At 68.1% G+C, this 1,358-nt stretch carries 2 protein-coding genes; both read left to right on the top strand.

The window, feature by feature from the left end:
• Positions 1-439: 439 nt before the first annotated feature.
• Positions 440-775 carry a sugar ABC transporter ATPase gene (locus JMF90_RS37270; RefSeq protein ID WP_011547533.1) on the top strand — a complete coding sequence of 112 codons (336 nt, stop codon included), beginning with the start codon at positions 440-442 and terminating at the stop codon, positions 773-775.
• 139 nt (positions 776-914) lie between these two features.
• Positions 915-1,358, top strand: a 444-nt coding sequence (locus JMF90_RS37265; RefSeq protein WP_236598130.1) for an ABC transporter substrate-binding protein, incomplete at its 3' end; no start/stop codon positions are given.

Raw genomic sequence — 1,358 nt, 5'->3', positions numbered from 1 at the left:
GGTCGATTCGCAGGCGGCCGTGATGGGCTTGAACGACATCTTCTACGTGTCGGCGATCATCTTCATCGCGATCATTCCACTCATCTGGATCACGAAACCGGCGCGCTCGGGTGGCGGCGATGCCGATGCGGCGGCGGCCGGCGCGCATTGATCCGCAGGCGTTGCGGCGCCGCTCCGTGCGCCGGCATCGCGACGACCGCGAGATTCGCCGGTAACGGCGACATCCGGGACGAGCGGCCGTCCCGCAGCGGGCGCTCGTTGTGTATCGAATCGTTTCAACGCGCCAACGGCGTCAAATGCTGCGGGTATACTCCGTCGTCAGCCGCCTGCCGTCTCGTCGTCCGTCAAAAGCGGCCCGATTCCGGGCGGTTTCGTCGCGAAGCTTCGCGTTTCGCCACCCCGCGCCCCAGCCTCGATACGAGACACCCGACGACCGACCATGAAACGATTCCTGCTGCTCCTGCCCGCCGCCCTGCTCGCCGCCTGCGGTTCCGCGCCCTCGTCCGATTCGGCCTCTGCGTCCGGCGCCGCGCCGATGATCTACGTGTCGTCGCAACGTCCGGCCTACGCGGTCGCGAATTGCCTCGACAGCCGCCTGTCCGGCACCGAGCAATCGCAGCACAACGGCGTGACCGATATCTCCGTCGGCTCGAATTCGTACTTCGTCACGCTGACGCCGTCGGGCAACGGCTCGGTGATCAAGGTCGTGCGCGGCTCGGGCAACGAGCCGGCCGAGGAAGCGATGCGTTTCGCGATCGCGCGCTGCGCGATCTGACGCCCACCAGCGCCGGGCGCCTGCCCGGCCCGCCTGCCTGCCCGCCGCTGCGCGCCAACCGGCGCGCCCGCCGAATATTTTCATCCGGGTGCTCGTCGATGAGAGAATCGCACCACGATTCCCTTTCGATGGAGCCCGCATGAAGCACCTGCTGTCCCGGCTGTTCGTCAGCGCCGCGCTCGTCGCGCTTGTTCCGGCGCTGCCGGCGCAGGCTGCCACGCCGCCCGGCATCTTCGTCGTCGCCACGCAGCTCGGCGAATTCACGACCCTCGACCCGAGCGGGATCTACGAGCTGGTGCCGTCCGAATACGTCGCGAACACCTACGAACGGCTGGTGCGCGTCGACCTGAAGGACCCGACGCGCTTCGACGGACAGATCGCGCAATCGTGGACGGTCGGCGCCGACGGCGTGACCTACACGTTCAAGCTGCGCCCGGGCCTCACGTTCCATTCCGGCAATCCGGTCACCGCCGACGACGTCGCGTGGTCGCTGCAGCGCACCATCCTGCTCGACAAGGGGCCGGCCGGCGTGCTCGCCGATCTCGGCCTCACGAAGGCGAACGTCACGCAGAAGGTGCGCGTG

Source organism: Burkholderia sp. E168m23, assembly GCF_016586125.1.
GTDB classification, from domain to species: domain Bacteria; phylum Pseudomonadota; class Gammaproteobacteria; order Burkholderiales; family Burkholderiaceae; genus Burkholderia; species Burkholderia orbicola.
This window is presented reverse-complemented; position numbering and strand designations above follow the sequence as displayed.

Coding starts and splice junctions, on each gene's coding strand:
- JMF90_RS37270 (WP_011547533.1), top strand. CDS start 440: ATGAAACGATTCCTGCTGCTCCTGCCCGCCGCCCTGCTCGCCGCCTGC.